Annotated in this window: 23 protein-coding genes; 13 read left to right on the top strand and 10 right to left on the bottom strand. The window is 71.4% G+C overall.

What is annotated here, in order from left to right; all coding sequences use genetic code 11:
• Positions 1-110: 110 nt before the first annotated feature.
• Positions 111-605 (top strand): glutathione peroxidase, encoded by a 495-nt coding sequence (locus TBR22_RS09795; RefSeq protein ID WP_370651505.1) that lies wholly within the window; start codon positions 111-113, stop codon positions 603-605.
• A 133-nt stretch (positions 606-738) separates the two neighbouring features.
• Complete coding sequence (gene xylA, locus TBR22_RS09790; protein WP_239492791.1) at positions 739-1896, top strand: xylose isomerase; 1158 nt, start codon at positions 739-741, stop codon at positions 1894-1896.
• Positions 1897-2034: 138 nt separating this feature from the next.
• Here the strand turns inward: xylA and TBR22_RS09785 are convergent, their stop codons facing one another.
• The 8 genes from TBR22_RS09785 to TBR22_RS09750 form a co-directional block, all read right to left on the bottom strand.
• Positions 2035-2643 (bottom strand): hypothetical protein, encoded by a 609-nt coding sequence (locus TBR22_RS09785; RefSeq protein WP_239492790.1) that lies wholly within the window; start codon positions 2641-2643, stop codon positions 2035-2037.
• A gap of 191 nt (positions 2644-2834) precedes the next feature.
• A complete protein-coding gene (locus TBR22_RS09780; protein WP_239492789.1) occupies positions 2835-3836 on the bottom strand; it encodes a matrixin family metalloprotease in 1002 nt (333 codons plus the stop codon).
• Positions 3833-4387: a hypothetical protein gene (locus TBR22_RS09775; RefSeq protein WP_239492788.1), complete on the bottom strand. Its 555-nt coding sequence runs from the start codon at positions 4385-4387 to the stop codon at positions 3833-3835. The genes TBR22_RS09780 and TBR22_RS09775 overlap by 4 nt, the downstream gene beginning before the upstream one ends.
• Before the next feature lie 13 nt (positions 4388-4400).
• A complete protein-coding gene (gene lpxB / locus TBR22_RS09770) occupies positions 4401-5546 on the bottom strand; it encodes a lipid-A-disaccharide synthase (RefSeq protein WP_239492787.1) in 1146 nt (381 codons plus the stop codon).
• A gap of 6 nt (positions 5547-5552) precedes the next feature.
• The gene (locus tag TBR22_RS09765) at positions 5553-7034 is read right to left on the bottom strand and encodes a pitrilysin family protein (RefSeq protein ID WP_239492786.1); all 1482 of its coding nucleotides are present in this window, start codon (positions 7032-7034) and stop codon (positions 5553-5555) included.
• Entirely contained in the window at positions 7034-8401 is a 1368-nt protein-coding gene (locus TBR22_RS09760) for a pitrilysin family protein (RefSeq protein WP_239492785.1), read from the bottom strand. The genes TBR22_RS09765 and TBR22_RS09760 overlap by 1 nt, the downstream gene beginning before the upstream one ends.
• Before the next feature lie 58 nt (positions 8402-8459).
• Positions 8460-9524, bottom strand: a complete 1065-nt coding sequence (gene lpxD, locus TBR22_RS09755) for a UDP-3-O-(3-hydroxymyristoyl)glucosamine N-acyltransferase (RefSeq protein WP_239492784.1) — start codon at positions 9522-9524, stop codon at positions 8460-8462.
• Positions 9525-9565: 41 nt separating this feature from the next.
• Positions 9566-10261 carry a hypothetical protein gene (locus tag TBR22_RS09750; RefSeq protein ID WP_239492783.1) on the bottom strand — a complete coding sequence of 232 codons (696 nt, stop codon included), beginning with the start codon at positions 10259-10261 and terminating at the stop codon, positions 9566-9568.
• Positions 10262-10507: 246 nt separating this feature from the next.
• Between TBR22_RS09750 and TBR22_RS09745 the strand changes: the two genes are divergently transcribed.
• Entirely contained in the window at positions 10508-11065 is a 558-nt protein-coding gene (locus tag TBR22_RS09745) for a hypothetical protein (protein ID WP_239492782.1), read from the top strand.
• 38 nt (positions 11066-11103) lie between these two features.
• Here the strand turns inward: TBR22_RS09745 and TBR22_RS09740 are convergent, their stop codons facing one another.
• The gene (locus TBR22_RS09740; RefSeq protein WP_239492781.1) at positions 11104-12030 is read right to left on the bottom strand and encodes a hypothetical protein; all 927 of its coding nucleotides are present in this window, start codon (positions 12028-12030) and stop codon (positions 11104-11106) included.
• A 136-nt stretch (positions 12031-12166) separates the two neighbouring features.
• Between TBR22_RS09740 and gatC the strand changes: the two genes are divergently transcribed.
• From gatC to TBR22_RS09725, 3 genes are read left to right on the top strand one after another with little or no spacing between them, the layout of a single operon-like run.
• Positions 12167-12466, top strand: coding sequence for an Asp-tRNA(Asn)/Glu-tRNA(Gln) amidotransferase subunit GatC (gene gatC, locus TBR22_RS09735; RefSeq protein WP_239492780.1), 300 nt, complete (start codon positions 12167-12169; stop codon positions 12464-12466).
• Positions 12463-13884, top strand: a complete 1422-nt coding sequence (gene gatA, locus TBR22_RS09730) for an Asp-tRNA(Asn)/Glu-tRNA(Gln) amidotransferase subunit GatA (protein WP_239492779.1) — start codon at positions 12463-12465, stop codon at positions 13882-13884. Before gatC ends, gatA begins: the two co-directional genes overlap by 4 nt.
• A 33-nt stretch (positions 13885-13917) precedes the next feature.
• Positions 13918-14190 carry a DUF2277 domain-containing protein gene (locus TBR22_RS09725; protein ID WP_239492778.1) on the top strand — a complete coding sequence of 91 codons (273 nt, stop codon included), beginning with the start codon at positions 13918-13920 and terminating at the stop codon, positions 14188-14190.
• A gap of 21 nt (positions 14191-14211) precedes the next feature.
• Here the strand turns inward: TBR22_RS09725 and TBR22_RS09720 are convergent, their stop codons facing one another.
• Positions 14212-14556 carry a hypothetical protein gene (locus TBR22_RS09720; protein WP_239492777.1) on the bottom strand — a complete coding sequence of 115 codons (345 nt, stop codon included), beginning with the start codon at positions 14554-14556 and terminating at the stop codon, positions 14212-14214.
• Between the two features lie 172 nt (positions 14557-14728).
• Here TBR22_RS09720 and TBR22_RS09715 point away from each other — a divergent pair, with 172 nt between their 5' ends.
• From TBR22_RS09715 to TBR22_RS09685, 7 genes are all read left to right on the top strand, one after another.
• A complete protein-coding gene (locus TBR22_RS09715; RefSeq protein ID WP_239492776.1) occupies positions 14729-16339 on the top strand; it encodes a sigma 54-interacting transcriptional regulator in 1611 nt (536 codons plus the stop codon).
• Between the two features lie 177 nt (positions 16340-16516).
• A complete protein-coding gene (locus TBR22_RS09710) occupies positions 16517-16747 on the top strand; it encodes an Os1348 family NHLP clan protein (RefSeq protein ID WP_239492775.1) in 231 nt (76 codons plus the stop codon).
• On the top strand, positions 16744-18414 hold the full coding sequence (locus TBR22_RS09705; RefSeq protein ID WP_239492774.1) for a TolC family protein: 1671 nt from the start codon (positions 16744-16746) through the stop codon (positions 18412-18414). The genes TBR22_RS09710 and TBR22_RS09705 overlap by 4 nt, the downstream gene beginning before the upstream one ends.
• Positions 18411-19403 (top strand): HlyD family secretion protein, encoded by a 993-nt coding sequence (locus tag TBR22_RS09700; RefSeq protein ID WP_239492773.1) that lies wholly within the window; start codon positions 18411-18413, stop codon positions 19401-19403. Before TBR22_RS09705 ends, TBR22_RS09700 begins: the two co-directional genes overlap by 4 nt.
• Complete coding sequence (locus TBR22_RS09695) at positions 19400-20311, top strand: ABC transporter ATP-binding protein (RefSeq protein WP_239492772.1); 912 nt, start codon at positions 19400-19402, stop codon at positions 20309-20311. The genes TBR22_RS09700 and TBR22_RS09695 overlap by 4 nt, the downstream gene beginning before the upstream one ends.
• A complete protein-coding gene (locus TBR22_RS09690) occupies positions 20308-21249 on the top strand; it encodes an ABC transporter ATP-binding protein (RefSeq protein ID WP_239492771.1) in 942 nt (313 codons plus the stop codon). Before TBR22_RS09695 ends, TBR22_RS09690 begins: the two co-directional genes overlap by 4 nt.
• The gene (locus TBR22_RS09685) at positions 21246-22361 is read left to right on the top strand and encodes an ABC transporter permease (protein ID WP_239492770.1); all 1116 of its coding nucleotides are present in this window, start codon (positions 21246-21248) and stop codon (positions 22359-22361) included. Before TBR22_RS09690 ends, TBR22_RS09685 begins: the two co-directional genes overlap by 4 nt.
• The last annotated feature ends 2 nt before the right edge of the window (positions 22362-22363 follow it).

Here is a 22363-nt window from a genome sequence, read left to right as displayed (position 1 = left end):
GGTGTCCCACCCCGCCGCGCCCTCCCGGCGCGCAGACGCGTCAAAGCAGCATGCGCACCCTGACGACCCGTGTCCTTCTCGCCGCGGCGCTCGCCGTGCTGACCACCACCATGCCCGACGCCCAGGCTCCGGCCTCGCTCTACGACCTCTCCACCACCACCCTCGACGGCAAGCCCGCCCCGCTGTCGGCCTACAAGGGCACCGTGACCCTCGTGGTGAACACCGCCAGCCAGTGCGGCTACACCCCGCAGTACGCAGGCCTTCAGAAGCTGCACGACCAGCTGAAGGGCCAGGGCTTCTCGGTCCTCGGCTTCCCGAGCAACGACTTCGGCGGGCAGGAACCGGGCAGCGCGCAGGAGATTGCCACGTTCTGCCAGCGCAACTACGGGGTGAGCTTCCCGATGTTCAGCAAGGTCGTCACCAGGGCCGGGCAGGGCCAGTCGCCGGTGTACGCCTTCCTCGGCGCATCGGGACAGTTGCCCGGCTGGAACTTCTCGAAGTATCTCGTCGGCAAGGACGGCAAGGTGAAGGCCTTCTTCCCCAGCGCAGTGACGCCCGACGACCCGGCGCTGCGCAAGGCGATTGCCGACGCGTTGGCGTCCTGACCCCGGCCGGGCCCCGGGGGCGCAGTTTGCCCCGGAGTGGGACCAAGTCGCGCAGTGATCTACACTGCAGCGCGAAACTCGTTCGGGCCGGGTCAGCGCGACCCGGCCGACCTCCCTCCAGGAGACGCCTGCAGTGTCCGACGCCTACACGCCGCAACCCGCCCACAAGTTCTCGTTCGGCCTCTGGACCATCAGCAACCGGGGCCGCGACCCCTTCGGTGAGCCGGTGCGCGAGCCGTTGGCTCCCAACGACGCCGTCGCGATGCTTGGCGAGGTCGGCGCGTGGGGCGTGAACCTGCACGACAACGACCTCGTGCCGATCGACGCCACCCCGAGCGAGCGCGACCGCATCGTCCGCGAGTTCAAGGCGGCGATGCAGCAGCACGGGGTGGTCTGCCCGATGGCGACGGTGAGCCTGTTCACCGATCCCGTCTTCCGCGACGGCGCCTTCACGGCCAACGACCCGCAGGTCCGCGCCTACGCGGTGCAGAAGACGATGAGCGCGATGGATCTCGGCGCCGAGCTCGGCGCGAACATCTTCGTGCTCTGGGGCGGTCGCGAGGGCACCGAAACCGACGCGTGCCGGCGCGGCGACGACGCGGTCAAGCGCCTCAGGGAGGCGGTGGACTTCCTCTGCGAGTACAACATCGCGCAGGGTTACCAGTACAGGTTCGCGCTCGAGGCCAAGCCGAACGAGCCGCGTGGCGACATCTACATGGCCACGACCGGCAATTACCTCGGTTTCATCCCGACCCTGGCCCATCCGGAGATGGTCGGCGTGAATCCGGAGGTCGCTCACGAGACGATGGCGGGCCTGAACTTCACGCACGCGGTCGCCCAGGCGTGGGAGGCCGGCAAGCTGTTCCACATCGACCTGAACGACCAGAATCCCGGCCGCTACGACCAGGACTTCCGCTTCGGCGCCGCGAACCTGCGTGGGGCGTTCTTCCTGGTGAAGTTCCTCGAGGACGTGGGCTACGACGGGCCGCGCCACTTCGACGCGCACGCCTACCGCACCGAGGACTACGAGGGCGTCAAGGACTTCGCCCGCGGGTGCATGCGGACCTACCTGATCATGAAGGAGAAGGCGGCGCGCTGGAACGCCGACGCCGAGATCCAGGCCATCGTCAAGGAGGCCCACGGCGACAACGCGACGGTGGGCACGTTCAGCGCCGACGCCGCGCGCGCGCTCGCCAACCGGGCCTTCGACCGCAAGGCGATCGCCAGCAAGGGCCTCGCCTACGAGCGCCTCGATCAGCTGACCAACGAGATCATCCTCGGCGTGCGATGAATTTGAAATTTGAAGTTTGAAATTCTCACGGGCGCGCGGCTCTCGCCGCGCTGCCCCTTCGAGATATCGCGAGCGAGCAAGGCCGAGAGGCCAAGCCGCCCCGATTTCAAATGTCACATTTCAAATTGCCACCTCTCGTCACAGGGTCAGCGATAGGCCACCCAGCACGCTGACCGTGGTCCCGCGGTCGTCCGGAAAGGCGATGGCGCCCTGCAGCATCAGCAGGCGCGCCTCGCCGCGGATCGACAGCCGTCCCATGAAGCCTCGGCTCGCCGGCGCGAGGCGCCAGCGCAGTCCGGCGCCCCCGAAGTACGTCCAGCCGTTCTCCGCCGTCGTGCGGGGTTCATCGAGCTGCCGCAAGTACCCGCCGCCGCCGAAGACGTACGGCGCGAGCCGCCCTTCCCAGCGATAGTGCACCGACACGTCAGCGGTCGCTTGCGTGAGTCTCGAGGTGGCCGTCACGTCCGGGGCACCCTCGGTGTCGGCAGAAATCGCGACCGCGAAGTCCGGGCGCGCGTAGCTCGCGGCCCCCTCGACCCACACCGCGCGCCACACCCGCACGCCGACCCGCCCCTCGACAAGGGGCGCCGATCGCTGCGTGGTCGTGGTGGCAAACAGCGCCGTCTGGCCGCTGGTCGGCACGGAGTTGGTCAACATCAGGGCATCCCTGCTGCCCAGCTCGATGCTGCCGAACAGGCCGCCGAGCGCGCTCAGCTCGACGCGTGACGCTCGAGGCGTCGGCGCCATGGCCGTCCCGCCCGGGTCCTGCGCATACGCAGGCGCGGCGCACAGTGCGAGCCCGAGGCATGTCCCGACGACGCCCCTGGCGAGGCGCGTCGATACGCGCCGCGTGGGGAATGCCGGTGACGCACCGCCGACCGCCAACTGCGGCCTGCCGACCGACTCCCGGCTCCCGACTCCCGACTCCCGCTTCCCGCTCACTTGGCCACCACGTCGATCGTGATGCTCGGCACGTTGCCACCCTTGGGCACGAAGATCGCCTTGTCCGAGAACGCCACGCGGAAGTTGGCATCGACGCGCGGCCCGTCGATGAAGCTGGTCACGTCGGCGTCGTCGAGCGGCTCGACGCGCAGCACCACCGGCCCGGGCTCGATGCCCGCCAGCACGAAGCCGCCGCTCTCGTCGAGCGTGAAGCCGCCGACGAGCGCGCCCGTGCGCAGGTGCATCGCCACGACGTGCGCGCCGTACACCCCGAGCCCGCCCTTGACGACGCGCCCCGAGATGCTGCCCGTCGCGGCGCGGAAGCCGGCGTCGGGGTAGATGTCCGAGATGCCGGCGATGTCGTCGGGCAGCAGGCGGCGGCCATCGACGTTGCCGGGGGCGAAGGCGATCGGGAACATCACCGCGCCGGCCGAGAGCACGCGTCGTCCCGAGCCGACCTGCTCGGTCTCGCCGAGCGCCGAATGCCCGAGCCCGACGAGATGACCGACCTCGTGGGTGGCGATCGATTCGAGGTCGAAGCGCCCGGCCTGCCCTGTCGGGGCGACCGACCAGGGGAAGGCCGCGTTGAAGAACACGTCGGCCTCGAGAAGGGTGCCCGTGGCGACGTCGATCGTGTAGCTGGTTGCGCCGAGCGTGCGATCGAGTTCCGGCCGGCTCGCGAAGGCGAGCTGGGTGACGCCGTCGTTGTCGGCGAGGTCCCGGTCGGTGACGCCGCCGCTCGCGAAGCGGATGCTCGCGCTCGGCACGCCTTCCCACGTGGCGAACGAGCGGGCCACCGTCTCGCGGAACTCGGCGCCGGTCACCGTCGCCGTACCGCGCGACCCGACCACGTAGGTCACCGGCGCGGCGTCGGGCCACTTCAGCACCAGCGAGCGCGTCCCGATGGTGTAGCCGAACTTCAGGTAGGCCGACGTCGGCGCCGCGGCAGCGAGGGCGATGAGCGCGACCAGCGCGGCATGGACGCGGGAAGGTCTCACGGCTGTCCCCCGGCGAGCAGCGTGCGGACCTGCGCCTCGATCTCCTCGATCGGGCGCGGCAGCCTGGCGACGTCACCGCGTGGTCCGGCCGTCGTCGCCGGCGCGAGCACGCGCAGCCCGCCGTCGGGTCCGGCGGTCACGCGCAGTGCGCCCTGGTACAGGCCGACGACGCTGTAACCGCCGCGCGGGTGTGCGACCAGAAACCAGGCGTAGCGCTCGCCGTCGGCCACCGCCGGCACGCCCGGCACGCGGGTCTCGGTCGTGCCGAGCCTGCCGCCGGCGAGCCGCACGTAGACCGGGCCGTCGACCTCGCCTTTCCAGGCCGCCGCCGCACCGCGCACGAGCACCATGCGCTCGGCGCCGTCCGGCCCGGCCACCACGCGCACGTCCTCGATGGTGCCGTCCACGATGAGGTCTGCCGCCTCGACGAGTTGGGCCAGGGTGAGTGGCACCACCACGGAAGCCGCGGGATGGCTCCAGGCGAGGGGGGCCATCGACAGCACCATCCCCAACAGCACGCCCCACCCCGCTCGGATCAGGTGTCGTCGCATCAGTCGCGTGTCCTCACGTCTGCGCCGCGCCGGCCGCGGCCACCTCGAGCACGGCACGCGCGGCCCGCGCCGACGCTCCGCTCCCACCGAGCGCTTGCACGACGCCGGCCAGGTCGACGCGCATGCGGTCGGCATAGACCGTGTCCCGAAGGATCCGCAGCGTCTCGTCGCAGACCCGATCGGCCGTGAAATCGTCCTGAATCAGTTCCGGCACGATCCGGCGGCCGGCAATCAGGTTCACCATGCCGAAGGTGTCGACCTTGACGAACGGGCGACCGAGCCGATACGTGAGTGGCGACAAGCGATACACGATGACCATCGGCTTGCCATGCAGCGCGGTCTGCACGGTGGCCGTGCCCGAGGCGGTGATCACCGCGTCGCTGGCGGCGAGCACCGCGTCGGTGTCGCCGGCATGCAACCCGATCGGCAGGTGGCTGCGGCGCGCGGGCTCGAACAGCTCGTCGGGCAGTCCGGGCGCGCGGGCGACCAGGAACTGCAGGTCGGGCTCGGCCTCGCGCAGCCGCCCGCAGGCCTCGAGCAGCGTCGGCAGCGTGCTGGCGACCTCGTTGCGGCGGCTCCCCGGCAGGAGCGCGATGGTGCGCGCGTCGTGCGACAGGCCGTGCTGCGTGAGCAACGGGTCGCGTCCCAGGTGCCTGTCGATGAGGTCGATGAGCGGGTGCCCGACGAACTCCACCGGCACGCCGGCCTGTTCGTAGAGCGGCTGCTCGAACGGGAAGATGACCAGGACGCGGTCGGCAAACCGCTTGATCACCTGCATGCGGCCCGGCCGCCAGGCCCAGAGTTGCGGCCCGATGTAGTACACGACGGGGATGCCGCGCGCGTGCAGCGCCTGGCCGAGGCGGAAGTTGAAGTCAGCGAAGTCGATGGCGACGAACACGTCGGGCCGACGCCGGATCGCCTGGTCGACGAGGTGGCGATACATGCGCCAGGTGCGCGGCAGCGTGCGCAGCACCTCGGACAGCCCGGTCACGGCCAGCCCCTCGTACGACCCGAGGAGCTGCCCGCCGGCCGCCGCCAGGCGCGGCCCGCCGAAGCCGAACACCTCGACGCCGGGGGCCTGGGCGCGCAGCGCCGAGGCCAGGGCGCCAGCGTACAGGTCGCCCGAGGGCTCCCCGCAGGAGATCATCACGCCGGGCACGGCCGGCTAGCGTCCTGGCGCCAGGGCAGGCGCGGCGCCCTTGCGGCGCAGCGACGGGCTGGTCAGGTCGACGTCCGCCAGCGGCAGGACCTCGACGTTGTCGATGCCGACGGCCTCGAGCTGCGGCAGCACCTGGCGCGCGTCGCCGACCAGCACGATCGACAGCCGCCCCGGTTTGATGAACTGCCGCGACACGCGCTGGATGTCGTCGCTGGTGACCGCGTTCACCCGGTCCCGGTAGGTCTCGAGGTCCTTGACGTCGAGGTCGTAGAACAGCAGGTTCAGCACCTGCAGCGCGATCTCGTCGGGCGTCTCGATGCTGAGCGGGAAGCTGCCAGCCAGGTAGGCCTGCGCGCCCATCAGCTCACGATCGCCGACCGGCTCGCGGACCAGCCGCCAGAACTCGTCGATGGCCAACCGGAGCGCCTCGCCGGTCGTTGACGTCTGCGTGTCGGTCTCGGCGATGATCGATCCGGCCTGCTTGAACGCGTCCATGTCGGCCGACGCCCCGTAGGTCAGCCCCTTCTCGGACCGCAGCACGTTCTGGAGCCGGTTGGCGCCCTCGCCGCCGAGGATCTTGGTGGCGAGGTTGAGCGACATGTAGTCCTCGTGCTTGCGCGGGATGGCGACGTGCCCGGCGCGGATCTCGGTCTGCACCGCGTTGGGACGATCGACGAGCACCACGCGCCGCGTCGGCTCGGGCACCTCGCTGACGGTGATGGCCGGCGGGTCGTGCGGCGCCCACTTGCCGAACGCGCGCTCCACCCCGGCAAAGGCCTCCTCCACGCTGACGTCGCCGACCACCGCGATCATCGCGTTGTTGGGCGAGAACCACGCCTTGTGGAACGCCACCAGGTCGTCGCGCGTGATGCTGCGCAGCGAGTCGGGCGTGCCGTTGCCGGGCAGTCCGTAGGGATGGAAGCCGTAGACGAGGCGGTCGATGACCGCGTCGGCGACGAACTCGGGGTCCTGCATGTTGACCCCCATCGCCGAGAGGGCCTGCTCGCGGACGCGGTCGAGTTCCTCCTGCGGGAACGAGGGCGCCTGCACCACCTCGGACACGAGGTCGAGCGCGAGGTCGAAGCTGTCCTTGAGGACCAGGATGTTGACGTACGAGAGGTCGGTGCCCGCGCCCGATCCGAGCGCGCCGCCGACGTAGTCTATGGTGTCGGAGATCTGCTCGGACGATCGCGTCTTCGTGCCCTGGTCGAGCAGCGCGCCGACCATCGCCGCGACGCCGGGCTTGCCCACCGGATCCTGCGCCGACCCGGCCTTGACCAGCAGGCGGAGGCTCACGGCCGGCTGCTCGTTCTGCGACACGACCACCACGCGGAGGCCGTTGGACAGCGTGCGGATCTCGTACGGCGGGATCTTGATGTCGCGGGCCGCGAGCGGGCGCGGCGGACGCTCCTGCGCGCACAGCGGCGAGCTGACGGCGACCAGGACGGCAATCGCCCCGATGAAGAGGGCCTGCAGGGACTGCCGCATCACTGGCCACCTCCGGAGCGCTGGCCCCGCGGCATCACCGTGAGCACCATGCGGCTCTGCGGCGTGAAATAGGTCTTCGCGACGCGCTGGACGTCGGCGGCGGTCATCTTCTGGAAGATGTCGAACTCGCCGTCGGCGGTCCCGACGTCGCCCTTGTGCAGCACCACGGCATGGGCGAGGACGCCGGCCTTCTGCTGCACGGTCTGGCGTCCGAGCACGTAGTCGCGGGCGAACTGGTTCTTGCTCCGCTGCAGCTCGCGCTCGCTGATCGGTTCCTTCACCAGCTTGTCCATCTCCTCGATGAGCGCCGAGGCCACCTGCTCCGGCGTGCGGCCGGGCGCGACGATCGCGACGGCGTAGAACAGGTTGGGATGCTCGATCAGGTTGGCCTGACCGAAGGCCGAGAGCGCCAGGCGTTCCTTGTAGACCAGTCGCTGGTAGATGCGCGAACTGGTGCCGTCGGAGAGGACCTTGGCGGCGATGTGCAGCGGGTACGAGTCGGGATTGCCGTCGTAGGTGATCGGGTAGGCGACCACCACGGCCGGCAACGGCCAGTCTTCCTCGATCGTCACCCGCAGTTCCCTGGTGCGGGCCGGCTCGGCGGGGATGTTGCGCGGCACCGTGCCGGTCGGCTTCTCGACCTTGCTGAACTCCTTCTCCACCAGCTGCCGGGCGATGGCGGGGTCGAAGTCGCCGGCGATCACCAGCAGGGCGTTGTCGGGCCGGTAGTACGTGCGGTGGAACTCGCGCACGTCGTCGATGCTCGCCGCCTCGAGGTCGGCCATGCTGCCGATCACGGGGTGCTTGTAGGGGTGCGTGGTGAACGCCTTGTCGTAGATGATCTCCGACAACCGGCCGTACGGCTGGTTCTCGACCCGCTGCCGCCGCTCTTCCTTGACGACCTCGCGCTCGGTCTTGAAGGTCGACTCCTCGACGCGCAGCGAGGCCATGCGATCGGCCTCGAGCCACAGCGTGAGCGGCAGGTACTGCGCCGGCACCGTCTGCCAGAACACCGTGGTGTCCTCGGTGGTGTAGGCATTGCTCTGCCCGCCCACCGACGCGATGTACGAGGTGTGCGCCTCGGGCTGCACGTTGCGGCTGCCCTTGAACATCATGTGCTCGAACAGGTGCGCGAAGCCGGTGCGGCCCGGCTTCTCGTCCTTGGAACCCACGTGGTACCAGAGGGTCACGTGCACGATCGGCGTCGAGTGATCCTCGAGCAGGATGACCCGCAGCCCGTTGGGCAGCGTGTAGTCGTCGAACTTGAATGCCGGGGGCCGAACCGAGGTGGCCTGGGTCGGCGTCACGAACGCCCCGGCCACGACGCAGGCGGCCAGCGCGGCGGCCGCAACGGGCCGAACGAGCATGCGTGTCATTGTCCCAATTATGCAGGCAGTGTGCCTGCCCTCCACAGGATTGGGACGATCAGGCGTCGCCGGTGGCCTCAGCCCCTGCAGCGGCCGGTTCCTGCCGGCCTTCGAGCGCCTCGAGCCGACGCTGCAGGTCGGCCACCTGCTTGCGCAGCGCCGGCAGGGTCCGGAACACCGCCGACGACTTGAGCCAGTCGCGGTTGTCGATCGCCGGATAACCGGACACGAACGCCTTGTCGGGCAGCGAGTTCGGGATGCCCGTCTGCGCGGTGGCGCGCACGCCCTTGCCGATCGTCAGGTGCCCGGCAACCCCGACCTGTCCCGCCAGGACCGTCCCCGCCCCCACGGTGGTGCTGCCGGCGATGCCCACCTGCGACACGAGGATCACCCGCTCGCCCAGTTCGACGCCATGCCCGATCTGCACCAGGTTGTCGATCTTGGTGCCGGCCCCGATGACCGTGGCCCCGATCGGCGGCCGGTCGATCGCCGTCGACACACCGATCTCCACGTCGTCGCCCACCACCACCGTGCCGACCTGCGGGATCTTGAGCATCGTCCCGGTCGCGTCGGCCGCGAACCCGAAGCCGTCGCTGCCGATGACCGCATGGTCCTGCACCACGACCCGGTGCCCGAGCGTGACGCGCTCGCGGATGCTCACGTGCGGGTGCAGGAGGCAGTCGTCACCCAGCACGGCGCCTTCCCCGACCGTCGCATGCGCCCGGACCACCGTGCGCGCCCCGAGGACCGCCCCGGCGCCGATCCACGCGTAAGGCCCGATCGACACGTCCTCCCCCAGCACGACGCCCGCCTCGACGACCGCCGTCGGGTGCACGCCGACCGGCGGAGCCGGCTGCGGGTGCAGCAGGCCCAGGGCCCGCGCGAACGCGACGTAGGGCTCCCCGGTGCGGAGGGCGGCCACGCCTTCGGGCACGGGCACGCCCTCGGCGGCAATCACCGCCGAGGCCTGCGTCGTCGCGAGGGTGCGGGCGTACCGCGGGTTCGAAAAGAAGGAGACCTCGCCCGGACCGGCGGTCTCCAGGGAGGCTACCCGGGTGATCGACAGGTCGCCGTCCCCTTCGAGGCGGCAGCCCAGATGCTCGGCGAGGTCGCGCAACGTCACGCTGCGCAGTGTAGCCGAGGGATGGGATGGCGCCGAGGGCGTCAGGCGCGCGCCGGGACCATGCGCGCCACGAACAACGGGAGATCCTCGAGCCGCAGCCGCATGGCGATGTCCAGGACGATGGGCTCGCGCGCGTCGCCGGGCAGGTCGAGCGCGCCGCGCAGTTCCGACAAGGCCGGCGTCGGCGCCATGTGCCAGATCACCGCGCGCAGGCCGTGGCGGGCGCCGCGCCACGAGAGATAGCGCGCCACGACGAAGAAGCCGAGGAAGTACGCCAGCACGTTGGGTCCGGGCAGTAGCGCCAGCGCCCCCGAGGCGACGAACAGGATCGTCGTGGTGACCAGCCACAGCAGGTGCCGGTCGCCGTCCTTGCGCAGGGAGGTGCGCATCACCTGCAGCGCCTGCTCGCCCGGCACGTCGTCGGGATGGTGCAGCCGGGCCTGCGTGTGCTTGCGGAGGTGCCAGAGGAGGCGCTGCTCGTTGATGTGCTCCGCGGCGCCGCGCAGGGTGCGCTGCTGCAGGCGTCCCCACCACGTCGGCGCGTCAGGCAGGTCCTCTCCGCGGGCCCGACGACGACGCTCCTGCTCGGCTTCGGCCAGCATGTGGCGGAACCGGTCGGCGAGCCGGCGGAACAGTCCGCGCTCGACGTCCGGCTCGAGGGGTTCGGCGTCCTCGGCGGGTTCGCAGTAGGGCTCGAGCCGGCCCGCGGCAATCGGGATCAGATAGACGTCGAACATCGTGCGTCGCGCAGTTCCTACGATAGCACCCGGTCCAGACGTGACCACGACGCGACGCGTCATGCGAGTGCCGCGAGGCTGCGGACGAGATCGGGCGGCGGGCGCGGGCGCCGGGCAGCGGACCTCGGGCAGCGTGCGCCGGGCGCGCCGGGCACCGGGCAGCGGACCTCGGGCGCCAGAGCAGGGCCACCGCGGCAGCTGACCGGCCCAGGGACCGATCCGGCTCGCGCCTGCTACGCTGCCTCGATGATGTCCACGTCACTGGTCTGGCTGACCTTGTGCCTTGCCGCCCTCCAGGGCGTCGCTCCGCTGCGCCTGGACCTGCGCGTCTTCCGCGGGACCGTCGAGGTCACCCGCGACACCGCGGTGACGGTGTATCCGACCGGCGTGCGGACCGGCGGTGTGGCGGCGCCCCTGGTTCCCTCAGGCGAGCGCCGCGCCACGCTGGCCGCCGGACAGTACGACTTGCAGCTGCTGCAGCAGCGGGACGGCGCGGTGTCGGGGATCGCCTGGACGACGCTGCGGTTGCTCGTGGACTACCCCGGCGAGGGCGGGCACCACCTCGAAGTGATCAACTTCGACAAGACCTACGGCGCGGTGCAGGTGCGGCACGCGGGTGCGGGATGGTCGGTGAGGCTGCTGCGCCGCGACGGCGCCGAGGTCGCGCGTGGCGTGCCGGGCGACGGTTATCAACTGCTCGTCGCGCCTGCCGGCACCTACGACATCGCCATCGTGGGACCACAGCCCGGCCGGATCCACGACGTCGAGGTGAAGCCGAACCTCACGGCGGTCAGGAGTTTCTGACGGGTAGCCCGTCGGCAGTCGGCAGTGGCGCGAAACGGCTAGTCGGCAGAGGGACGCGGGGCGCGCTTGCGCTGCGGCCCGCGCGGTCCCCTCGGCTGGGAGAGATCGGGTTTGCCGGCGGCTTCCCAGGCGCCGATGATGTGCGCCGCCACGGCCGCGATGGCCTGGTTCACCCGCTGCTCGAGGATGGGCGCGGCTCCGGCCTCTGCAAATCGCGTGAAGTAGGCCTCGTCGTAGAGGTCGCCCGTACCGATCGCCTGCCGGTCGGCCTCGAGGACCCTGGTGGCCAGCGCCGCACCCTCGATGAGCGTGGCGAACGTCGCGTCGCGAGGCGAGGCGATCGGCGCGACGGCCGTCGGCGCGATGCGCAGCGTCGGCTTCATCCGGGCGAACAACTCGGTCTCGAAGCGACTGTGGATGCCGTGCTGTCCCGTCACCTGCCCGTCGTAGTTGACCACCGCGTGGAAGGGCACGTGCGCGTCGCCGACGTAGTGGCTCAACACGGAGGCGAAGAACACCGCGTTGTCGACGGCATAGCCGGGGCCGTCGGGTCGCGCCAGTTCCTCGAAGGTGCGGCGCAGGCGGCCGTGGATCTCCGACACCCGCCACGGCAGGGTCCCCTCGCGATGCACTTTCTCCGGTCCGAACTTCGCGATGGCTTCGTCGTAGCCACGCGGCAGGGCCTCGAACGGGCTCGGCCCGTAGGCGTCCAGGTCGAGGAAGTGGCGCGGTGGCTCGTCCTCGACGCCGACGTTGCGCCAGAGGTCGGGGTCGATGGCGTGCTCGATGAACGCCGTCCGCTGCCGCTCGAACAGTTCCCGGAGGCCCGGCGGCAACAGCGCGATGACGCGATCGGCGATGAACTTGTGGGCCTCGAATCCCCACGCCGAGGATTCGGAGGGAGTCGACAGGACGAGCAACAGGGGCAGCGCCCAGAGGGCGACGCGCAGGCGAGCACACATCACCCGCACATTGTAGGGGCTGACAGAGGCCCCGGCTCGCTGAGCCTTCTCGTCGGCCTTCGGCCTTCGGCCATTGTCTCGAGCCGTGAGCCCCCTTCCGCATCCCCGGCATCGCGGCATTCGCTAGAATGCCACCCGCATGTCCCGCTTCAGCCCCGACGAGATCGACCGCGTGGCCGCCCTCGCCCAACTCCGCCTGTCCGACGAGCTCCGCGACCGCCTTGCCGCCGACCTCGCGCAGATCCTCGACTACGTGGATCGCCTGCAGGCCGTCCCCACCGACGGCGTCCCGCTCACGTCGCACATCGTCGAGGGCGCGGGTGACCTCCGGCCCGACCAGCCCCGCCCGTCGCTGAGCGTGCACGAGGCGCTGGCCAACGCCACCGACGCCAACGAGAAGGCCGGCCTGTTCCGGGTACCGCGGGTGATTGGCGCATGAGCGCCCTCGACATGCGCCCGGCAGGCGCGCTGGCTGCCACCGAGGCGGCGCTCGCGGCGGTGACCGCCGCCGCGCCGTTGAACGCGGTGCTGGCGACCACGGAGGCCCGAGCTCGCGCCAGGGCCGCCGCGATCGACGCCTTGCCCGCCGCCGAACGTGAGGCGCTGCCACTGGCCGGCGTGCCGATCGCGCTCAAGGACAACATCTGCGCGCGCGGCACGCGCACCACGGCGGGCTCGCGCATCCTCGAGCAGTTCGTCGCCCCCTACGACGCCACGGTCGTCGAGCGGCTCGACGCGGCCGGCGCGGTCATCGTCGCCAAGTGCAATTGCGACGAGTTCGCGATGGGCTCGTCCAACGAGAACTCGGCGTACGGCGCCGTCCGCAACCCGTGGGCGCACGACCGCACGCCCGGCGGATCGAGCGGCGGGTCGGCCGCCGTCGTGGCCGCAGGCGTGGTGCCCGTGGCGCTCGGATCGGACACGGGCGGGTCGATCCGCCAGCCGGCCTCCTTCTGCGGCATCGTCGGCCTCAAGCCGACGTACGGGCGGGTGTCACGCTACGGCCTCATCGCCTACGGATCCTCGCTCGACCAGATCGGTCCGCTGACCCGCACGGTGCGCGAGGCGGGCCACGTGCTGGCGGCGATTGCCGGCCCCGACCCGCGCGACGCGACCACCGTGCATGCCCCGGCCTTCGAGGTGCCCGGACCGGAGGCCCCGCTTCAGGGCCTGCGGGTCGGCGTGCCGCGTGCGCTGCTGGCCTCCGGTGTCGACGACGACGTCCGCCATGCGGTGGAGCAAGCGCTGGCCACGATGGTGGCCGGCGGCGCCGTGCTGCACGACATCGAGCTGCCGCACGCCGAGTACGCGATCCCCACGTACTACCTCGTGGCGACGGCCGAAGCCAGCGCCAACCTCGCGCGTTACGACGGGGTGCGTTTCGGTCATCGCGCCCCGGCGGGTGACTACGACGACCTCGCGTCGATGTACGCCGCCTCCCGCAGCCAGGGATTCGGGGCCGAGGTGGTGCGGCGCATCCTGCTCGGCACCTACGTGCTGAGCGCCGGCTACTACGACGCCTACTACCGCAAGGCGCAGCAGGTGCGCACGCTGATCACCCGCGACTACGAGCGCGCCTTCGCCAGCGTCGACGTGGTGGCGATGCCGACCGCGCCGACCACCGCCTTCCGCCTCGGCGAGAAGGTGGAGGACCCGCTGCAGATGTACCTTGCCGACGTGTTCACGGTGAGCGCCAACCTGTCGGGTCTGCCGGCGATCAGCGTGCCGTGTGGCCGCGACGGCGCCGGCCTGCCGGTGGGGCTGCAATTGACGGCGGCCGCCTTTGCCGAGACCATGCTGCTGCGGGCTGCCGCGGCCTACGAGGACGCGCGGGGCGCGTTCCCGTCGCCCGCCTGACCGGTCACTCGTCCACACGGGGAGCACCTGCCCATGTGCCGCAACATCAAGACGCTGTTCAACTTCGACCCGCCAGCCACCGACGACGAGATCCGCGCCTCGGCCCTGCAGTTCGTGCGCAAGCTGAGCGGGTTCACGCGGCCGTCACAGGCCAACGCGGCGGCGTTCGACAAGGCCGTCGACGAGGTCACCGCGGCGGCCCGGACGCTGATCGCGTCGCTGTCGACGACGGCGGCACCGCGCGATCGCGGTATCGAGGCCGAGAAGGCGCGCGTCCGCTCGCGGGTCCGCTACGGCCGCGCCTGAGACCCCGGGCCGTTCCGGGGCCTAGGCCGCGGCCAGCGCCGCCGTGCCCTTGACGGCCAGCCAGACAAGTCCGGCGACCAGCAGCAGCGGCACCAGCGGCAGCGCGAACACGGCGAGCAGTGCGAGCAGGCCGACGCCGCCCACCACAAGGGCCACCATCAGGCCGACCACCATCCCGATGCCGCCCAGCGCCAGGCCCAACGCGCCGAAGACCGCGCCGAACACCAGCCCCAGGAGCGCCTTGAGCAACATCAGCGGCAGGAAGACGATCCAGAGCACCACCCGCAACGCGGCCCACGCCATCGCGAGCCCGGCCAACGCCAGCATCGCGGCGGCCCCGAACCCGAGCACGAACAGAGTCGTCATCGCTGTTCCCCTTGCCGGGATTTGACGAGTCGGCGCCCCGGCGTGTTCAGCCGCCCCGGAACCTTCCCGTCGTCCTTCCCACTTCCGCCTTCCCCCCCTCCGTTCTTCGTTCGCCGTTCGGCGTTCGGCGTTCGGCGTTCGCAGCGTTCAGCCTTCCCTGCCGCATCCCCCGATGCGCTATCGTCCTCCCGTGGCCCACGATGCCGACCTGCTGGCGCGTCTCGACGCGTTGGCCGAGCTGCTGCCGCTGCTCGCCGGTGCGCTCGACATCCGCGAGGTGTTCCCGCACCTGTCGCGGGTGACGCAACGCGTGCTCCCCCACGACGCGCTCGCCCTTGGCCTGCTGGGCGCCGACGGCGAGTCCCTGGAGATGCACGCGCTGTCGTCCGCGGTGGATTTCCTCCGGCCGGACCGCATCCACGTGCCTCCGGAGATGCGCTACCTGCTGACGACGCCCTGGGCCTACCTGCTGTGCGACGACATGGCCGAGGACCCCTTGATGAGGCACATCCCCGCCGTGCCTGCGGGGTTGAAGGGGTCCTTGAGGGTGCCCGTCAAGCGCGAGGGCAAGGCGCTCGGCGGCCTCAACTTCATGTCGCGGGCGCGGGCGGCCTTCACCGAAGCGGATGTCCCCGTGGCGCAACGCGTCGCGGAGTACGTGGCGCTCGCCCTCGCTCACAAGGACCTGGCCGACGCCGCGGCGCGGGCCGCGGAAGCCCGCGAACGCGCGGCGATGCTCGAGCAGCGCGTCCGCTCGCTCACCGACGAACTCGCCGTGCTCGGGCGAGGGGCGCCGCGTCGCATGGTCGGCGCCTCGGCGGCGTGGCGGCAGGCCGTGGCAGAGGCCGCGCAGGTCGCCCCCACCGACACGACCGTGCTGCTCGCCGGTGAATCCGGCACGGGCAAGGAGGTGCTTGCCCGCTTCATCCACGGCGCCTCGCCCCGGGCCGCCGGACCGTTCCTGGCCATCAACTGCGCGGCGCTGCCCGAGCCGCTCCTCGAGTCCGAGCTGTTCGGGCACGAGCGCGGGGCCTTCACCGGCGCCACGCAGGCACGTCCGGGCCTGATCGAGCGCGCGGCCGGCGGGGTGCTGCTGCTCGACGAGGTCGGCGAACTGTCGCCAGGCGCGCAGGCCAAACTGCTGCGCGTGTTGCAGGAGCGGGAGTTCCAGCGACTCGGGGGAACCCGCCCGCTGCGCGCCGACGTGCGCGTCATCGGCGCGACGCACCGCGACCTGCGGACCATGGTCGAGCGCGGCACCTTCCGGGAGGACCTGTTCTACCGGCTCCACATCTTCGCCATCACGCTCCCGCCGCTGCGCGAGCGCCCCGACGACGTGCTGCCGTTGGCCGAGGCGCTGCTCGAGGACATCGGACGGCAGTTGGGGCGGCGCGTCGCGGGCCTGTCGCGTGAGGCCGTGCCGCGCCTGCTCGCCTACCCCTGGCCGGGCAACGTCCGCGAACTGCGGAACGTGCTCGAGCGCGCGGCCATCCTGGCCGGCGGCGGGTTGATCACCTCGGACCACCTCGCGCTGGCCCCGCTGCCCATCCGGGCGACCGAGCCCGTCCCCGCGGCAGCGCCGGGGGCAACGGCAGCGTTTGCGGCGCCTGATCCCGTCCTCGCCACTCGTGCGACGCTGCCCGACGTCGAGCGCCGGATGGTCGAAGCCGCCCTGGTGGCCGCGCGCTACAACAAGTCGCGGGCGGCGAAGGCTCTCGGCCTGACGCGCGCGCAGTTGTACGTCCGCCTCAAGCGTCACGGGCTTGACGGCGAGACCGCCTGACACACTGCACATTTACAGACAGATCGCCGATATCTGCGCACACTGCCAACTCCAGGCAACCAGTGCTCCGATCAGACACTGCCGCATAAAGTCCACAGAAGCAATCAGATAAGAACATCCCTGCGGCGAGTGCTCGCGGAGGCGCGCTCCTTGCTCATGAGCCTGTCGGATTCGCCCATGAGCCAGACACACGTGGAACAGGTCATCGGACGCCTCGCCACCGACGAGCACTGGCGGGCCGCGTACCGGCGCGCCCCGGCCGAGACCCTCGACGCCCTCACCAGCGCCGCGGCCCTCGACGTCACCCCCACCGAACGACGGGCCTTGCTGGCCCTTTCAGCTGACGCCCTCGACAGCTTCGCCCGAGCCCTCGATCCGCGGCTGCAGCGCCTGGAGGTGTCGCGATGAAGTCACCGATGCTGTGCGCCGCACTGGTGGCGGTGGCTGCGGCCGTGGTGACTCCGCAGACCGTCGCCCAGCCGCTGCCGCTGACGCTCGCCGACGCCACCGCGCGGGCCCTCGAGCACCTGCCCGAGATCGCCATCCAGCGCGACGCCATCACGCTGGCCGCGCAGGGCCAGACGCGCGCCGAAGCCGCCTACGACCCGGTCCTGCGACTTGACGGTCGGGTCCGGACGCGCACCGATCCCCTGAACACCCTGTTTGTCGGCGCCCCGCCAGGGGCCCTGGCGCCACGCACCAACAGCCTCGTCGGGAGCGCATCCTGGAGCCGCCTCTTCGAGAGCGGCGCGACCCTCACTGCCAGCGGCGCCACGTCCTTCGAGTCGCTCACGAGCCGCTTCGCGTTGCTGACGCCGGCGTATCTGACCAGCGTCGGGGTCGAGGTCCGGCAGCCACTGCTGGCGGGACGGAAGATCGACCAGCAGCGACGAGCGCTGAAGGTCTCGGCCCTCGACGTGACCCGCTCGCGCGCCGCGCTCGAACGGTTGGTCACCGAGACGGTTGCGGCCGTGGAACGCGCCTACTGGGCGGTGCGGGCCGCCCGCGACGATGTCCGTATCCGCGAGCAGTCCCTCACCCTGGCGGAGGCACAGCGGCAGGACACGGCCGACCGGATCCAGGCGGGCATCGCCGCCGAGGCCGAGATCGCCGCGCCGGTCGCCGAGATCGCCCGTCGGCGCGCCGACCTGGTCCGCGCCCGCGACGAGGCGATCCGCGCCGACATCGCCCTCCGACAGCTCATGGCGGGCACCGCCGACTCCGCGACGTGGTCGCTGGCCTACGATCTGGCCGACGAGCCTCCCGCGCCGAGTGATCCGGAGGCGATCGAGGCGCTGGTGGCCGATGCCCTCGCGCGCCGGCCCGAGATGGCCGACATGGATGCCGCGCGAGCGATTGCCGCCCTCGACACCCGGTTGGCCCAGGAACGCGCGCGCACGCAGATGGACCTGGTGGCCGCCTACAACCTGCGCGGCCTGGCGGGCGGCGAGAACCCCGACCTCTACGTGCCCTTCCCCGGGGCAACGGTGACATTGCCCGAGGATCAACTGGGCGGGCTGGACGACTCGCTGCAGACCCTGGTGACGCACCGCTTCTCCGACATCTACGTCGGCGTGAGCGTGGCGCTGCCGATCGGGCGACGAGCCGCCAAGGCCGACGTCGTCGCCGCCACCCTGGCCGAGCGTCGCACGGCCCTGCAGCGCGACCAGATCGGCCAGCGCATCGCCACCGAGGTACGCACCGCGTCGGCACGGCTGGCCGCGGCCCGCGAACGCCTCGAGGCCACCAGCGCACTCGAGGCGGCCGCCACCGACCTGCTGGCCGCCGAGCAGGCACGCTTCGAGGCCGGGCAGAGCACCAACTTCTTCGTGCTCACCAGGCAGACCGAGCTGGCGCAGGCCACCCTGGCCAGCACCGCGGCCCGGATCGAGGTCGCCCGCGCCAACAGCGAGTTGCTGCGCGCCACCGGCCGCCTCCTCGAGCGGCGCGGGATCCTTGTCGACGGCCCCACGCCCCCACCCGCCGCGCCGGTGTCGTCCGCCAGCGCGTCCCCCTACCGGTTCCCCACTTCCACGGCGCGCCTGACGCCCGTGCCCACAGGTGCCGCGCGATGAACCGCCCATCGACTGTCGTTCTCACCGTCCTCGTCCTCACGCTCGCCGGGGCGGCATGCCGCCGCGGCCCCGTCGACGAGAGGATTCACCTCAACGGCCGCATCGAAGCGCCGCTGGTCGACGTCGCGCCACGCATCCAGGGCCGGGTGCTCGAGGTGCTCGTCCGCGAAGGCGATCGCGTCAAGGCCGGCGACCTGTTGATTCGGCTCGACCTCGCCGAGACCGCGCTGGCGCCGGACCGCGACGCGCAGGCGGTCGCCGCGGCCGAGGCGCGCGTTCGCGACCTCGCGTCTGGCAGCCGCGCCGCCGAGATTGCAGCGGCCGAGGCCGAGCGCGCCGACCGCGCCGCCGCGCTGTCGCTGGCCCGCGAGGAACTCGCCCGGCAGCAGCAACTGCGGTCCACCCGCGTCGGCACGCAGCGCGACCTGGATCGCGCACGGTCGGACGTGACGCGCGCCGAGGCCGCCGTCGAGTCCGCCACGCAGCGCCTGACGCTGGTGCGTCAGGGGTTCCGGCAGTGGCAGACCCGCGCTGCCGAGGCAGAACTCGGACGTGCCCAGCGCGTCAAGGCGCAGTCGGACATCGTCGTGCGGGAGGCCGAGTTGCGCGCGCCGAGCGATGCCGTGGTCCTGCACCGGCTGGTGGAACCGGGCGCCCTCCTCAATCCGGGCCAGCCGGCCGTGACACTCGGTCTGGAGTCGCGGCTGTACGTGCGGACCTTCATCCCCGAGCCCCGCCTCGGCCAGGTGCGCCAGGGCCAGGCCGTGCAGGTGCAGGTGGACGCGTTCCCCGGCCAGACCTTCCCCGCGCGGGTGACCGAGATCTCACCGTCCGCGGAGTTCACCCCCAAGGCTGTCGAGACCCGCGCCGAGCGCGTGAACCTCGTGTACGCCGCCAAGGTGGATCTCGACGCCGGGTGGAAGGCGCCGCTGGTGCCGGGACAGCCCGCCGAGGTCCTCGCGCCCCCGCCGACGCGAGGTGCACAGTGAGCGACACGATGATCACGCTCGAGCAGGTCGGACGCCGCTTCGGCGCCACCGAGGCCTTGCGCGGCGTCACGCTGACGATTCCCCGCGGCGAGCTCTTCGCGCTGCTCGGCCCCGATGGCGCCGGCAAGACGACCCTGTTCCGGCTGGTCGCGAACCTGATCGCCCCCACCACCGGCCAGGTGCGCGTCGAGGGCGTCCGGACGTTCGGCCTCGTGCCGCAGCGGTTCTCGCTGTACGAGGACCTGACGATCGACGAGAACCTGCACCTGCGCGCGAGGCTGTACGACGTGCCCGACCGCGTCGCGAAGCCGCGCATGGCGGAACTGTTGGCGCGCGTCGGCCTCGAACGCTTCCGGTCACGGCTGGCCGGCGCCCTGTCGGGCGGCATGAAGCAGAAGCTGTCGCTGGTGAGCGCGCTGCTCACGCAGCCCGAGCTCCTGCTGCTCGACGAGCCGACGACCGGCGTCGACCCGGTGTCGCGCCGCGAGTTCTGGATTCTCCTCAACCAGCTGCACCACGAGGGCCTCACGCTGCTGGTCTCGACGCCGTACATGGACGAGGCCGAGTACGCCTCACGCATCGCCTTCCTCGATCGGGGACGCATCACGGCCGTCGGCACGCGCGACGAGGTGGTGGCCAGCTACCCGCGCGCGCTGGTCGAGGTGCGCAGCCAGGACCGCATGCCGATCCGCCGCCGCCTGGCCGCGTTGCCCGGCGTCGACGACGTGTCGCTGTTCGGGACGCGCCTGCACGTGCGCGGCCGCGGCGCCGACGGCAACGCCCTGCACCGTGAGGTACGCGAGGCGCTCGGCGACGACGTCGGCGACGCGGACGTGCGCGTGATCCCGCCGTCGCTCGAGGACGTCTTCGTCTGGAACGGCGAGACGTCGCGCGAGGTGCGGGCGTGAACGGCGGCGCGCTGGTCACCGCTCAGGGCCTCACCCGCCGTTTCGGCAGTTTCGTCGCCGTACGCGAGATCGACGTCGAGATTCCGCGCGGCAAGGTCTTCGGCTTCCTCGGCCCCAACGGCTCGGGCAAGTCGACGACCATCCGCATGCTCGCCGGCCTGCTCGCGCCGTCGGCGGGTCGGGTCACGGGCATGGGCGGCCTCGAGTTGCCGCGCGACGTCGAGGCGTGGAAGCGACGCCTCGGCTACATGAGCCAGAAGTTCTCGCTGTACCTCGACCTGACGGTGGAGGAGAACCTGCGCTTCTTCGGCTCGGTGTACGGCCTCGGCCGGGCGGACCTGCAGGGGCGCATCGACGCGCTGGCCGACCGGCTGGCGTTCGGTCCCGAACGCGGGCGCCTCACCGAGGGCCTGTCCACCGGCCTGCGGCAGCGGGTGGCCCTCGCGGCGGCGCTGCTGCACGAGCCCGAGCTGCTGTTCCTCGACGAGCCGACGGGCGGCGTCGACCCGTCGGGGCGTCGGATGTTCTGGGACCTGATCTACGAGCTGGCGGCCGACCGCGGCATGACGGTGCTGGTCACTACCCACTACATGGACGAGGCCGAGCAGTGCGACCGGCTCGCCTTCATCCTCGACGGCGAGATCATCGCCGACGGATCGCCGGTGGCGCTCAAGGCGCACCTGGCCGACCGCCTGTACGAGGTCGAGATCGCGCACGACGCCTTTGCCGCCCTCGCGGAGCTGCGGCCGACGGGCGCCTTCGAGGACGTCTACCTGGCCGGCCGACGACTGCGGGCGGTGCTGCATGCGGGTGCGGAACGCGAAGGGCTGGCGCGGCTGGCGCCGTATGGCCACGCCGGGGTCGCCGACCCGTCGCTCGAGGACGTGTTCGTGTCGCTGGCCCGCTCGCGCGCCCGGGCCGGGGAGGAGGCGGCATGAGACGCCTGCTCGCGCTCACCTGGAAGGAGTTCATGCAGCTCAAGCGCGATCGCCTGACGCTGCGCATGATCATCATGGTGCCGTTGATGCAGACCCTGGTGTTCGGGTATGCCATCAACTACGACGTCAAGCACCTCAAGACCGTGGTGCTCGACGAGAGCCGCTCCTACGACAGCCGGGAGCTGGTGGCGCGGCTCACCGCCAGCCAGTACTTCGACGTCGTCGGGCGCGTCGACTCGCTCGGGGAGCTGCAGCTGGCGCTCGATTCGGCGAGGGCCAGCGTCGGCCTGGTGATCGACCGGGACTACGGCGCCAACCGGCACAGGGGCAAGCCGGCCTCGGCGCTGCTGGTGGTCAACGCGTCGGACACGACCACGGCGACGCAGGCGATGTCGATTGCCAGCGGCGTCGCCACGCAGCTGTCGATCCAGACCCTGGCGCGGCGCGGCAACTGGCGCGAGGCGTCGCTGCCGATCGACCTGCACGTGCGGCCCTGGTACAACCCCGACCTGCGCACCGCGACCTTCGTGATTCCCGGCCTGCTGGCGATCATCCTGACGTTCACGCTGATCCAGTTCACGGCCGGGGCGATCGTGCGGGAACGCGAGCTCGGGACGCTCGAGCAGTTGCAGGTGACGCCGGTCACGCGCACGCAGCTGATCGTCGGCAAGCTGATGCCGTTCATCGTGATCGGCTACGTGCAGCTGACGATCACCGTGTTGCTGATGCTGTTCCTGTTCGAGATCCCGATCGCCGGCAGCCTGCTGCTGCTCTACGCGGTGGCGTTCCTGTTCATCGCGGCGGTGCTCGGGCTCGGCATGCTGCTCTCGACGATCGCGCAGACGCAGCGGCAGGCGCAGCAGTTGTCGATGCTGTTCCTGCTGCCGTTCGTGTTCCTGTCGGGCTACGTCTTCCCCATCGACGGCATGCCGCCGCTGTTCCAGGCGATCTCGCGGATCATCCCGGCCCGCTACTTCATCGAGATCCTGCGCGGCATCGTGCTGCGCGGCGCCGGCGCGCGCGAGTTGTGGGAGCCGATTGCGTGGCTGGCGTTCTACACCGTGGCGATCATCGGCCTTGCCGTGCTGCGCTTCCGCAAGACCGCCGCCTGACA

Source organism: Luteitalea sp. TBR-22, from assembly GCF_016865485.1.
Lineage (GTDB): Bacteria > Acidobacteriota > Vicinamibacteria > Vicinamibacterales > Vicinamibacteraceae > Luteitalea.
Note: the sequence above shows the minus strand (reverse complement) of the source record. Positions and strands in the feature narration are given on the sequence as shown.

Coding starts and splice junctions, on each gene's coding strand:
- TBR22_RS09715 (WP_239492776.1), top strand. CDS start 14,729: ATGCGCTATCGTCCTCCCGTGGCCCACGATGCCGACCTGCTGGCGCGT.
- TBR22_RS09795 (WP_370651505.1), top strand. CDS start 111: ATGCCCGACGCCCAGGCTCCGGCCTCGCTCTACGACCTCTCCACCACC.
- TBR22_RS09710 (WP_239492775.1), top strand. CDS start 16,517: ATGAGCCAGACACACGTGGAACAGGTCATCGGACGCCTCGCCACCGAC.
- gatA (WP_239492779.1), top strand. CDS start 12,463: ATGAGCGCCCTCGACATGCGCCCGGCAGGCGCGCTGGCTGCCACCGAG.
- TBR22_RS09760 (WP_239492785.1), bottom strand. CDS start 8,401: ATGCTCGTTCGGCCCGTTGCGGCCGCCGCGCTGGCCGCCTGCGTCGTG.
- TBR22_RS09725 (WP_239492778.1), top strand. CDS start 13,918: ATGTGCCGCAACATCAAGACGCTGTTCAACTTCGACCCGCCAGCCACC.
- TBR22_RS09745 (WP_239492782.1), top strand. CDS start 10,508: ATGATGTCCACGTCACTGGTCTGGCTGACCTTGTGCCTTGCCGCCCTC.
- TBR22_RS09785 (WP_239492790.1), bottom strand. CDS start 2,643: ATGGCGCCGACGCCTCGAGCGTCACGCGTCGAGCTGAGCGCGCTCGGC.
- TBR22_RS09750 (WP_239492783.1), bottom strand. CDS start 10,261: ATGTTCGACGTCTATCTGATCCCGATTGCCGCGGGCCGGCTCGAGCCC.
- TBR22_RS09685 (WP_239492770.1), top strand. CDS start 21,246: ATGAGACGCCTGCTCGCGCTCACCTGGAAGGAGTTCATGCAGCTCAAG.
- TBR22_RS09775 (WP_239492788.1), bottom strand. CDS start 4,387: ATGCGACGACACCTGATCCGAGCGGGGTGGGGCGTGCTGTTGGGGATG.
- TBR22_RS09720 (WP_239492777.1), bottom strand. CDS start 14,556: ATGACGACTCTGTTCGTGCTCGGGTTCGGGGCCGCCGCGATGCTGGCG.
- gatC (WP_239492780.1), top strand. CDS start 12,167: ATGTCCCGCTTCAGCCCCGACGAGATCGACCGCGTGGCCGCCCTCGCC.
- TBR22_RS09705 (WP_239492774.1), top strand. CDS start 16,744: ATGAAGTCACCGATGCTGTGCGCCGCACTGGTGGCGGTGGCTGCGGCC.
- TBR22_RS09700 (WP_239492773.1), top strand. CDS start 18,411: ATGAACCGCCCATCGACTGTCGTTCTCACCGTCCTCGTCCTCACGCTC.
- TBR22_RS09765 (WP_239492786.1), bottom strand. CDS start 7,034: ATGCGGCAGTCCCTGCAGGCCCTCTTCATCGGGGCGATTGCCGTCCTG.